Here is a 10328-nt window from a genome sequence, read left to right on the forward strand (position 1 = left end):
GGCGGTGGGCGGGAGCGCCTGCCTGGAATAGAAATCGGTGCCTCGCAAATAGGTCAGTCATCCTGCCCAAATGTTTCGCGCGCGAAACATTTGGGCAGCATCACTGACACAACTTATGGTGGTGCGCGCTGCTTTTACCCGAACAGGTCGTTCTGGCTGCGCGGCGGCGCCATTCCCAAATGGGTCCAGGCCTTTTGCGCCAGCATCCGGCCGCGCGGGGTGCGCTGGATCAGCCCCTGCTGCAAAAGATATGGCTCGATTACTTCTTCCAGCGCGTCGCGGCTCTCGCTGAGGGCGGCCGAAATCGTTTCGATCCCCACCGGCCCGCCGCCGTAATTCTCCGCGATCAGCTTCAAATACCGCCGGTCGGCCCCGTCGAGCCCCAGCTGGTCCACCCCCAGCCGGGTCAGCGCGCCATCGGCCAACTCGCGGGTGATGGTTCCATCGCCCTCGACAACCGCGAAGTCCACCACGCGGCGCAGGAGCCGCCCGGCGATCCTGGGGGTGCCCCTGGCGCGCCGCGCGATCTCGCGGGCGCCGGCGTCATCGGCCGGCGCGCCCAGCTTGCGGGCGTTGCGGCTGACAATCTCAAACAGCTCATCAATTGTGTAGAACTGCAGCCGGGTCGGAATACCGAACCGGTCGCGCAGCGGCGTGGTCAGCAGGCCCATGCGGGTGGTGGCGCCGACAAGGGTGAAGGGCTGCAACTCGATACGCACGGTACGCGCGGCCGGCCCTTCACCGATCACTAGGTCCAGCTCGAAATCCTCCATCGCCGGGTAGAGCACCTCTTCCACGGCCGGGTTCAGACGGTGGATTTCGTCAATGAACAGCACGTCGCGGGATTCGAGGTTGGTCAGGATCGCCGCCAGGTCGCCGGCCTTGGCCAGCACCGGGCCGGAGGTCATGCGGAAGTTCACCCCCAGTTCGCGGGCGACGATCTGGGCCAGCGTGGTCTTACCAAGGCCCGGCGGGCCATGGAACAGCGTGTGGTCCATCGCCTCGCCGCGGCGGCGTGCGCTTTCGATGAAGACACGCAAGTTGGCGCGGGCTTCGGCCTGGCCGATGAATTCGCCAAGGCCCTGGGGACGCAGGGCGCGGTCGTTTTCCGCAGCGCTGTCTTCCGGCAGCGGTTCGGGGCGCAGGGCGGGGTCGGCGTCAATCATCTGCGGTACTCCGCGTGCTTCAACTTTTCTGCAGATCGGCCCGGCCGGTAGGCCGGGCCGGGCGCCGCCCTATCCAAAATCTCGCATATGCTTGCAGGCATTTTCTTATCCCTTCGGCGCCAGCAGGCGCAGCGCGGCGCGGATCAACTCTGCTTCATCCGCGTCCGGATAGGTCGCCGCAGCCTCGGCAACCGCAGCAGCCGCATCCGAGGGACCATAGCCCAGGTTGCCCAAGGCCGACAGCGCCCCGGCAGAGGCAGCCGCTGCCCCTGAGGGCTTCTTCGGAGGCGCTCTTCGGGCCGGTTTGGCGGCAGGTCCGGGATCGGCATCATCAACCACCTCCAGCCCCGGGCCGTCCATCGCATCCACAACCGTGCCGCCCATCGCCATAACGCCTGGCGCCTTGTCCTTGAGATCCAGCACGATGCGCTGTGCGGTCTTGGGACCGACGCCCTTGGCCGCCTTAACCGATGCCCAGTCCCCAAGGGCAATCGCGCGGCTCACCCCGTCCGGCCCCAGAGCGCCGAGAATGGCCAGCGAGACCTTGGCGCCGACGCCCTGCACAGAGGTCAGCAGGCGGTGCCATTCCTTTTCCACCAGCGAGGTGAAGCCGTAAAGCTGCATCAGATCCTCGCGCACCACCATGTCGGTATAGAGCGCGATAGCCTCCCCCGTGCCCGGCAGCGCCGCCATGGTGCGGTCGGAGCAATAGACGATGTAGCCGACGCCGCGCACGTCGATCAGCACGTGATCCTGCGCCCGGTAGTCGAGCCGCCCTGTCAGCTTGCCAATCATGCCTGCCTGCCCGTCATGCGCGTTTCTCCTTCAGCTGGCGCTGCTGCGTGCCCCTGTAATAGGCGTGGCAGATGGCAATCGCCAGCGCATCCGCCGCATCGGCGTTTTTGGGCAGGCAGCCCGGCAGCTGCAGCTTGACCATATGCATGACCTGTTCCTTCTCGGCATGGCCTACGCCCACCACCGTCTTCTTGACCCGGTTGGGGGCGTATTCGCCTACCGGCAGCCCCGCCTTGGCCAGCGTCAGCAGCGCCACGCCGCGCGCCTGGCCCAGTTTCAGAGTGCCCGCGCCGTCCTTGTTCACGAAGGTCTGTTCGATCGCCGCCTGGTCGGGGGCAAAAGCCTCTATGATCTCGGTGACCTGGTTGTGCAGCGACAGCAGCCGCTCTCCCAGGTCATCGCCGTCGGAGGTGCAGACGCCATTGGCAACATGGCTCAGCCTGGTGCCGCGCGATTCGATCACGCCCCATCCGAGGTTCCGCAACCCCGGATCAATTCCCAAAATCCGCATGATGTGCCCGGCCCCTGCCTGCTTGTCCGAAAATTATTTTTCCAACGGCTAGCACAAAACGCGAACATGTCCAATTGCTTTCCCTCATCCGAATGCTGCAAAGCGGCGCCGCCGAGGTCTGAAACCGACCCTCTGCAGAGGCGGGAACGACATTTTCCGGCGATTTCGCCAGCCGGAAGGAAAGCCCTTGTTTATAAGGCTTTAAGCTATGCGCAAACTGCATACGACACATGCAAATTCGGGCCTTGCCGCACTGAATGTTCCCCACTAGATGCCCGCCATCGCAACAACGCGAAGACAGCCAACACCAGATCAGAGGACAAGGATATGGCCGCTTTTGACACCACCCGTACCACCTATGGTTCCACCGGCCTGTTTGGCCGCATCGGCGATCTGGTAGCCAGCGCTGCCGGCGCATTCGCCGCCTGGAACGACGCCCGCGCGACCCGCAATGCGCTGTCCGGCCTGTCCGACCGCGAGCTGGCCGACATCGGCATGTGCCGCGGCGACATCGAAAGCGTCGCCAGCGGAAAATCCGTCTTCTGAGACCCCTTTTTCAGCCCTGCCTCCTCCCTCGGGGCGAATAGGGAAACGCCGCGGACCTGAAAAGGCCGCGGCGTTTTTTGTTGCCTGCCCCCGCAAGATCCCGCTTGATCAGGCAAGAACGGAAAAAGGCCGCCAGCCCCCCCTGCCGGCGGCCTCTCTGCGGCCAAACCGCTGACTGCACCGTCAGCGCAGCACGGGGCCGATCTTTTGTGCAAAAAAGACGGATACCGGGTCGGCCTGCATGATGAAGGCACCTGCACGTTCCAAGCCGCTGCCGTCCGCAAGCCGCCGCACCCTCTCGTCATAGCTGCCAAAGCCCAGGGCTGCCATCAGGAAGCCCTTGAACAGCAGGAACGCCGCGGTGAAGAAAATCAGCGTGCGTGCGGAAATCCGGGATTGCATCCGGCGCGGGTTCACCACCAGCAGACCATCCGCCCGCAGCCTTGCCGAATAGCCCCCAGACAAGGCTTCATGCTTGCGGTTGATCTGCTTCAAACGCGCCTGGAACTGATCACGATGTTCGCCCATTACGAGCCTCCGAACTGGCCCCCACCAGCGGATGGCTTATTCTTGGCTCGAAATGAGGCGAAAATGCGGCAAACCATTCAAATTCGCCGCAAACTTAAGTCAATCAACCTGCTTTACGCAGAAGTAACGTTGTCCATTCACCAATTTCGTCCCGTTGGTCCAGATTGATGCCGTTCTGAGCATAAACCGCGACCACATCATCGGCCTGTTCGTTCAGGATCCCGGAGAGAATCGCATAGCCGCCGGGGCGCAGATTCGCCGCCAGATCGGGAGCCAATGCCACCAGCGGCCCCTTCAGAATATTGGCGAAGATGAGGTCATAGGGCGCCTGCGCCTGCAAATCCGGGTGATCGAAACCGGCCGCTTCCAGACAGGTGACCGCGCCCTCCATGCCGTTGGCCTTCAGGTTGGCCTCGGCGACGTCCACCGCCACCTCGTCAATGTCGCTGGCCAGAATGGTGCCGTCCCAAACCCGTGCGGCGGCCATCGCCAGCACCGCGGTGCCGCAGCCGATATCCGCCACCTTTTCGCCACGAAACCCCTGATCCAGCAGATGATCCAGCGCCTTGAGGCAGCCCAGGGTGGTGCCGTGGTGGCCGGTGCCGAACGCCATCGCGGCCTCGATCAGCAGCGGGATGCGGCCTTCGGGCAGCTTGTCCGCGTCGTGGCTGCCGTAAACGAAGAAACGGCCTGCCTCGACCGGCGCCAGCTCGCGGCGCACATGGGCGACCCAGTCTGTTTCGGGAACTTCGGAGACGACAAAGGGTTTGGCCTCGTGCATTGCGGCCAGCAGGGCGAGGCCTGCCTCATCCGGGCTCTCGGTGAAATAGCCGCCGACCTCCCACAGGCCGGAGCCGTCTTCCATCTCAAACACGCCGACACCGGTGGGTTCCGGGTTCAACCGCTCCATGGCTTCGCCCAGCGCTTCGGCCTGGGCTTTTCCGGTGAGCGTGGTGAGGGCGGTGAAGGTGGTCATGGCGTCGCTCCTGAAACTGTTGGCAAGCGCCTAGGCCGCCGCGCGCCCCGCGTCAAGCGTCCCCCGCCTGGCTGCAGGCCAGCCAGCGCCCGCGGTCGCAGTTCGCGCGGCGCAGCGGGCGCCACAGGACTGACGCGTCACTCAGCCGGCGCGGGGCGGGCGTATTTGCTGAAAATGGTCTCATTGCCGGGCTCCGGATGGCGCGGAATCAGCAGCGACAGGGACAGCGAGACCAGCGCCATGCCCGCCGCCAGGGCAAACACCATGCCCGGCGAATAGACCCACAGAAGCCCCAGCAGCACCGGCAGGAACACCGCAGCAATATGGTTGATGGTAAAGGCCACGGCAGCGGTGGGGGCAATGTCGCCCGGATCGGCAATCTTCTGAAAATAGGTCTTGAGCGCCAGCGCCAGGGCAAACAGCACATGGTCCACCACGTACAGAACCGCAGCAACCACCACACCCCAGCCAAACCAGTAGATCCCGCCGTAGGCGGCAAAGACTGTGGCCAGACCGGCGTATTCAAAGATCAGCGTGCGCCGCTCGCCGAACATTGCCACAGCCTTGCCCAGCATCGGCGCCGCGGTCATGTTGATCACCAGGTTGATCAGGTAGAGCCCGGTCAGCTCATGCACCTGGAAGCCGAATTTCTCCACCATCATGAAGCCCGCGAAGACCACAAAGATCTGCCGCCGGGCGCCCGCCATGAACTGCAGCGCGTAATACAGCCAGTAGCGCTTGCGCAGGATCAGCTTCTTGGTCTGCGGATGCGGCGCGTCGAACTGCGGATAGGCAAAGAGCGCAAACAGCGCGATCAGAACCGTAGCCCCGCCTGCGGCCAGAAAAACAGTGTTGTACGCCAGATCAAACCGTTCCCAGGTCAGCACGATCAGCCCGTAAACCACCAGCGTCGCGGCGGAGCCTGCTGCCACCAGCCAGCCAAGGGTCTGCGGCGCCTTCTCCTTGGACAGCCATTGCAGCTGCAGCGACTGGTTTACCGTCTCATAGTAGTGAAAGCCGATCGAACTCAGCAGCGTCACCATCAATAGGCCGCCCAGCGACGGGAACCAGGCCGTGACGGCCGTCGCCACCCCCAGCAGCACCAGCGAGATCATCCCCAGCACCTGCTCGCGGACAAACAGGATGACGGCGATCACGCCCACCGCCAGAAAGCCCGGGATCTCCCGCACCGTGTGCAGCAGGCCAATGTCGGCCCCGTCGAACTGCGCCGCCTCGATCACGAAGTTGTTGAGCAGGGCGTTCCAGGCATTGAAGGCAATCGGCATCGCCAGCGCCATCAGGAACAAAAGCGTCACAGGGCGGCGCCAGAACGGGAGGCCTTGCGCCTCGTGCAGGGGCATCGGTTTGAACATGCACAGGATGTACGCCTCTGCGCCCGGTTTGGCGAGAGGCAACAGGCGGCTGCACATCAACCTTTGCACCAGCGCGCAGAAGCATACCGCCCCCTTCCCTGATCTGCATCAAAGCGTCCGCCTGCTGGACCACATATGCAAACATGTGAATTTGGAGGTGAGTGATGGATCTGGTTCCCCTGGTTGAGCGTATCGGCGAAGCGCCCGCGGCGGCGCTGCTGGGTCTGGCGACGGGCATCGTCTTTGGCGTCGCGGCCCAGCGGTCGCGGTTCTGCCTGCGGGCGGCCACTGTGGAGTTCGCCGGAGGGCGGCTGGGGGACAAGGTGGCGGTCTGGCTCCTGACGTTCTCCACCGCGGTGGTCTGGGTGCAGGCGGCGCAGCTGCTGGGGCTGATGGAAAGCGCCGACGCCCGGATGATGGCAGTGCCGGGCAGCTGGTCCGGCGCCATCCTCGGCGGGCTGATGTTCGGCTGCGGCATGGTGCTGGCGCGCGGCTGCTCGGGGCGGCTTCTGGTGCTGGCGGCAACCGGCAACCTGCGCTCGGTGGTGTCCGGGCTGATCTTTGCGGTGGTGGCGCAGATGAGCCTTTCCGGCCTGCTGTCGCCGGCGCGGGACTGGGCCGCGCGGCTGTGGATCACCGACGGCGGACGCAATCTGGACCTGCTGGCCGCCCTTGGCCTGCCGCAGGCAGGCGGGCTGGGGCTGGGCCTGGCCACGGCAGCGCTGGCCCTAGGGCTGGCGCGCCGCAACCGGATCGGCGCGGCGCGGCTGATCTTTGCCTCCGGCGTCGGTTTCGCCGTCGCGCTCGGCTGGGTGCTGACCTACGCGCTGAGCCAGGTGGCCTTTGACCCCGTGCAGATCGAAAGCGCAACCTTCACCGGACCCTCCGCCCATACGCTGATGTTTTTCCTGGACCGGGGCGCGGTGCTGGAATTCGACATCGGCCTGGTGCCCGGCGTGTTCATCGGCGCGATGCTGGCCGCGGCGCTGGCCGGGGAGATGAAGCTGCAGGCCTTTGACGACGCCGCCACCATGCGCAAGGCGATGACCGGCGCCGCGCTGATGGGGTTCGGCGGTATGCTGGCCGGCGGCTGCGCCATCGGCGCCGGCGTCACCGGTGGCTCGATCTTCGCGGGGACGGCCTGGACTGCGCTGTTCTTCATGTGGATTGGAGCCGTCGCCACAAGCATCCTGTTCCGCACGCCAGCCGAAGCCGCAGCGGTTTGATGCAGGGCCTCATGCGAGGCGCTGCCTCGCGCTCCGGGATTTTTTCAGCCAGATGAATAAAGGGTCCGCACTTCATCTGGCCCCAAATATCCCGGGGGAGGCCCGAGAGGGCCGGGGGCAGAGCCCCCTTTTTATTCTGCGCTCAGAAGAAACTCTGCGGATCAATATCAACACTCAGCCGCAAATCGCCCTTCAGCCGCAGCGGCGCAATCCAGCGGGCGATGGCGTCTTGCAGCGGCACGCCCTTGGGGGCCTTGACCAATAGCCGCACCCGGTGACGGCCGCGGACGCGGGCGATGGGAGCAGGCGCCGGGCCAAACAGCTGGGCGCCGATCTGGCGCAAGGGGCCGTCATTGCGGGCCATGGCATTGCCGAGGTCGAAGACTGCCGCCAGATCCGGCCCGGACAGGATGATCCCGGCCATCCGTCCGTAAGGCGGGACACCGGCGGCCTGGCGTTCGGCGGCTTCGGCTTTCCAGAAGCTTTCCTCATCGCCGGACAGAATTGCCCGGATCACCGGGTGTTCGGGCTGGAAGGTCTGCATCAAGGCCTCGCCCGGGCGCTCAGCCCGGCCGGCCCGGCCCGCCACTTGGCGCATCAGTTGGAAGGTGCGTTCAGCGGCGCGCAGGTCGGAGCCTTGCAGGCCGAGGTCAGCGTCGATCACCCCCACCAGCGTCAGAAGCGGGAAGTTGTGGCCCTTGGCGACCAGCTGGGTGCCAAGGATGATGTCGGCCTCGCCCGCGGCGATTTCCTCGATCCGCTGCTTCAGCGCGCGGGCGGAGCCGAACAGGTCGGAGCTGAGCACCGCGATGCGCGCCTCGGGGAACAGGGCGGTGGCTTCCTCGGCCAGCCGCTCGATACCGGGGCCGACCGGGGCCATCTTGCCCTCCACCTCGCAGGACGGGCAGGCGTCGGGCACCGGCTTGGTCTCGCCGCACTGGTGGCACATCAGCCGCTTCATGAACCGGTGCTCGACCATCCGCGCGTCGCAATGGTCGCAGGCCACCTGCGCGCCGCAGGCGCGGCAGACGGTGACCGGGGCAAAGCCGCGGCGGTTCAGGAACAGGAGCGATTGCTCGCCCCGCTCCATCCTGAGTTTCATCGCCTGTTTCAGGGTCGGCGAGATCCAGGTGGAGGGCAGCAGGTCCTCTGACCGCATGTCCACCGCCCGCATCTCCGGCAGCACAGAGGCGCCGAAGCGGGAGGTGAGGTTCAGCCGCTTGTACTTGCCCGCCTCCGCATTGGCCCAGGTTTCCAAGCTGGGCGTCGCGGACGCGAGAACCACCTGCGCCGAGCACATCGCCGCGCGCAGCACCGCCATGTCGCGGGCGTTGTAAAGAACCCCGTCCTCCTGCTTGTAGGAGGTGTCGTGCTCTTCATCGACAATAATCAGTCCGAGGTCGCGGAACGGCAGGAACAGCGCCGAGCGGGCGCCGATCACCAGCTGCGCCGCCCCCTGCCCGACCATTTTCCAAACCCGGCGGCGCTCTGTCATGGTGGCGCCGGAATGCCATTCGGCCGGTTTGGCGCCAAACCGCGCCTCCACACGGGTCAGGAATTCGGCGGTCAGGGCGATTTCCGGCAGCAGCACCAACGCCTGCCGCCCGGCGCGCAGGGCGGCGGCGACGGCCTCCAGGTAGACCTCGGTCTTGCCGGAGCCGGTGACCCCCTTCAGCAGGGTCGTGCCGTACCGGCCGCTGTGCACCGCCTCTGCCAGAACCGACGCTGCCGCGGCCTGGTCATCTGTCAATTGCTTGGAGGGCAGTTCCGGATCCAGATGCGGATAGGGTGTATCGCGCGGTGCTTCCTCCTCGCGCAGAGCGCCCTGCTTGACCAGCCCCTTCACCACCGAAGGCGTGACGTCTGCCATATCGGCCAGTTCCCTGGGCGTGAAGGCAAGGCCGCCGTAGTCCTCCAGCACCTCCAGCACGCGGGTGCGGGCCTCGGTCATCCGGTCGGGCACCCCCTCGCCCCGGCGCAGGATCTTGCGCATCGAGGGCGGATCGCTGAGGCCCGGCGCGCGGGTGGCCAGCCGCAGCATCGCGGGCAGTGGAGTCAGGGTGTAGTCGGCAGCCTTGCCCAGAAACTGGCGCATCTCGCTGCGCATCGGGGCCACATCCAGCACCCGGATCACTGCGCGCAGCTTGGCCGAATCGAAATCGCCCGCACCCGGCCCCCAGACCACGCCCAGCACCTTGCGCGGGCCCAAGGGCACCTCGACATAGGCGCCCAGATAGCAGCCGCCCTCCGGCGCGCGGTAATCCAGAAGCCGGTCAAGGGGTTGCGTGGTCAGAACCCCAACCCGTTCGCCTGCCTGAAAGAACTCCTGCCCGCTCATGCTGCTGCCCATGTTGCCGCCCGTAATCCCATGAGGTAAAGGCAGAAGCGACCGAGGCCAACCCATCCAAAGGACTGCCCCATGAAATTCTTCGTAGATACCGCCGAGATCGACGCCATTGCCGAGCTGAACGATCTGGGCATGGTCGACGGTGTCACCACCAACCCGTCGCTGATCAAGAAATCCGGCCGCGACATCATCGAGGTCACCAAGGAGATCTGCAACCTGGTCGACGGGCCGGTGTCGGCAGAAGTGACCGCCACTGATGCGGAGACCATGATCGCCGAAGGCCGCAAGCTGGTGGAGATCGCCGAGAACATCGCGGTGAAAGTGCCGCTGACGTGGGACGGCCTGAAAGCCTGTAAAACCCTGACCGATGACGGCCACATGGTAAACGTGACCCTGTGCTTCTCCGCCAACCAGGCGCTGCTGGCGGCCAAAGCGGGCGCGACCTTCATCTCTCCGTTCATCGGGCGTCTGGATGACATCAACCTGGACGGCATGGAGCTGATCGAGGACATCCGCACCATCTATGACAACTACGGCTTTGAGACCCAGATCCTGGCCGCCTCGATCCGCTCGGTGAACCACGTGCTGGACTCGGCCCGCATCGGCGCGGACGTGATCACCGCGCCGCCCGCGGTGATCAAGGCGATGGTGAACCACCCGCTGACCGACAAGGGCCTGGACGCCTTCCTGGCCGACATCAAGGCGGCTGAGATCAAGATCCTCTGATCACCCTGCCAGACGAGACACGAATAAAGGCGCCCGGCAGCGGGCGCCTTTTTCTTTGGCCGCTGCGGAGCGGGCACTCCCGCGCCGCCATGCACCACGGCTGCCGCCGGGCCGCATGGAGCGGCTTGGGTCCG

General features: G+C 65.5%; 10 protein-coding genes. 3 read left to right on the plus strand and 7 right to left on the minus strand.

What is annotated here, in order from left to right:
* Positions 1–134 precede the first annotated feature (134 nt).
* The 3 genes from ruvB to ruvC all read right to left on the minus strand — a co-directional run bounded on the left by ruvB (position 135) and on the right by ruvC (position 2472).
* Positions 135–1166: a Holliday junction branch migration DNA helicase RuvB gene (gene ruvB, locus ACTRWG_RS21985; protein WP_027236727.1), complete on the minus strand. Its 1032-nt coding sequence runs from the start codon at positions 1164–1166 to the stop codon at positions 135–137.
* 105 nt (positions 1167–1271) lie between these two features.
* Entirely contained in the window at positions 1272–1961 is a 690-nt protein-coding gene (gene ruvA / locus ACTRWG_RS21990) for a Holliday junction branch migration protein RuvA (RefSeq protein WP_259970670.1), read from the minus strand.
* A 13-nt stretch (positions 1962–1974) separates the two neighbouring features.
* The gene (gene ruvC / locus ACTRWG_RS21995; RefSeq protein WP_027236725.1) at positions 1975–2472 is read right to left on the minus strand and encodes a crossover junction endodeoxyribonuclease RuvC; all 498 of its coding nucleotides are present in this window, start codon (positions 2470–2472) and stop codon (positions 1975–1977) included.
* Positions 2473–2799: 327 nt separating this feature from the next.
* Between ruvC and ACTRWG_RS22000 the strand changes: the two genes are divergently transcribed.
* Positions 2800–3018 carry a DUF1127 domain-containing protein gene (locus tag ACTRWG_RS22000; RefSeq protein WP_027236724.1) on the plus strand — a complete coding sequence of 73 codons (219 nt, stop codon included), beginning with the start codon at positions 2800–2802 and terminating at the stop codon, positions 3016–3018.
* Between the two features lie 183 nt (positions 3019–3201).
* On the opposite strand, the gene ACTRWG_RS22005 is transcribed toward ACTRWG_RS22000, so the two are convergent.
* From ACTRWG_RS22005 to ACTRWG_RS22015, 3 genes are all read right to left on the minus strand, one after another.
* Positions 3202–3546 (minus strand): hypothetical protein, encoded by a 345-nt coding sequence (locus ACTRWG_RS22005; protein WP_260028057.1) that lies wholly within the window; start codon positions 3544–3546, stop codon positions 3202–3204.
* A gap of 103 nt (positions 3547–3649) precedes the next feature.
* The gene (locus ACTRWG_RS22010; protein WP_259957102.1) at positions 3650–4522 is read right to left on the minus strand and encodes a 50S ribosomal protein L11 methyltransferase; all 873 of its coding nucleotides are present in this window, start codon (positions 4520–4522) and stop codon (positions 3650–3652) included.
* Between the two features lie 137 nt (positions 4523–4659).
* The gene (locus ACTRWG_RS22015) at positions 4660–5895 is read right to left on the minus strand and encodes an MFS transporter (RefSeq protein ID WP_259970674.1); all 1236 of its coding nucleotides are present in this window, start codon (positions 5893–5895) and stop codon (positions 4660–4662) included.
* Positions 5896–6059: 164 nt separating this feature from the next.
* Here ACTRWG_RS22015 and ACTRWG_RS22020 point away from each other — a divergent pair, with 164 nt between their 5' ends.
* Entirely contained in the window at positions 6060–7121 is a 1062-nt protein-coding gene (locus ACTRWG_RS22020) for a YeeE/YedE family protein (RefSeq protein WP_259967118.1), read from the plus strand.
* 142 nt (positions 7122–7263) lie between these two features.
* Here ACTRWG_RS22020 and ACTRWG_RS22025 read toward each other — a convergent pair whose 3' ends face one another.
* A complete protein-coding gene (locus ACTRWG_RS22025; RefSeq protein ID WP_027236719.1) occupies positions 7264–9459 on the minus strand; it encodes a primosomal protein N' in 2196 nt (731 codons plus the stop codon).
* Between the two features lie 81 nt (positions 9460–9540).
* Here ACTRWG_RS22025 and fsa point away from each other — a divergent pair, with 81 nt between their 5' ends.
* On the plus strand, positions 9541–10194 hold the full coding sequence (gene fsa / locus ACTRWG_RS22030) for a fructose-6-phosphate aldolase (protein ID WP_027236718.1): 654 nt from the start codon (positions 9541–9543) through the stop codon (positions 10192–10194).
* Positions 10195–10328 lie beyond the last annotated feature (134 nt).

Source organism: Leisingera sp. G5_S3_59_S7, assembly GCF_054968485.1.

What these genes read in the sequence shown, in the direction of transcription:
- ruvB (WP_027236727.1), bottom strand. Translation starts at nt 1,166, where the DNA reads ATGATTGACGCCGACCCCGCCCTGCGCCCCGAACCGCTGCCGGAAGAC.
- ruvA (WP_259970670.1), bottom strand. Translation starts at nt 1,961, where the DNA reads ATGATTGGCAAGCTGACAGGGCGGCTCGACTACCGGGCGCAGGATCAC.
- ruvC (WP_027236725.1), bottom strand. Translation starts at nt 2,472, where the DNA reads ATGCGGATTTTGGGAATTGATCCGGGGTTGCGGAACCTCGGATGGGGC.
- ACTRWG_RS22000 (WP_027236724.1), top strand. Translation starts at nt 2,800, where the DNA reads ATGGCCGCTTTTGACACCACCCGTACCACCTATGGTTCCACCGGCCTG.
- ACTRWG_RS22005 (WP_260028057.1), bottom strand. Translation starts at nt 3,546, where the DNA reads ATGGGCGAACATCGTGATCAGTTCCAGGCGCGTTTGAAGCAGATCAAC.
- ACTRWG_RS22010 (WP_259957102.1), bottom strand. Translation starts at nt 4,522, where the DNA reads ATGACCACCTTCACCGCCCTCACCACGCTCACCGGAAAAGCCCAGGCC.
- ACTRWG_RS22015 (WP_259970674.1), bottom strand. Translation starts at nt 5,895, where the DNA reads ATGTTCAAACCGATGCCCCTGCACGAGGCGCAAGGCCTCCCGTTCTGG.
- ACTRWG_RS22020 (WP_259967118.1), top strand. Translation starts at nt 6,060, where the DNA reads ATGGATCTGGTTCCCCTGGTTGAGCGTATCGGCGAAGCGCCCGCGGCG.
- ACTRWG_RS22025 (WP_027236719.1), bottom strand. Translation starts at nt 9,459, where the DNA reads ATGAGCGGGCAGGAGTTCTTTCAGGCAGGCGAACGGGTTGGGGTTCTG.
- fsa (WP_027236718.1), top strand. Translation starts at nt 9,541, where the DNA reads ATGAAATTCTTCGTAGATACCGCCGAGATCGACGCCATTGCCGAGCTG.